Source organism: Flavobacterium bizetiae (assembly GCF_902804475.1).
GTDB classification, from domain to species: domain Bacteria; phylum Bacteroidota; class Bacteroidia; order Flavobacteriales; family Flavobacteriaceae; genus Flavobacterium; species Flavobacterium bizetiae.
In genome coordinates this window covers 1-218 of the sequence record NZ_CADCSU010000246.1, presented here as the reverse complement: position 1 = coordinate 218, position 218 = coordinate 1, and the positions used below count along the sequence as shown (strand labels likewise).

General features: G+C 45.9%; 1 protein-coding gene. It reads left to right on the top strand.

The annotated features are described in order from the left end of the window. On the top strand, nucleotides 1–218 hold a 218-nt coding region (locus tag FLACOL7796_RS24540), incomplete at both ends, for a DUF11 domain-containing protein (RefSeq protein WP_173973390.1).

Genomic DNA, 218 nt, shown 5'->3' with positions numbered 1-218 from the left:
TCCAAGCAACGCAACAGGAGTAAGTGTAACGGATATTTTACCTTCCGGTTATACTTTTGTAAGCGCCAGCACAGCTTCAGGAACCTATACAAGTGGAACAGGAATCTGGGCGATTGGTGCTTTAGCCAATGGAGCTAATGCTACCTTATCTATCATTGCCACAGTCAATGCCTCAGGAACGTATACCAACAGTGCGAGTATAGCTGCCAATGAAGCAG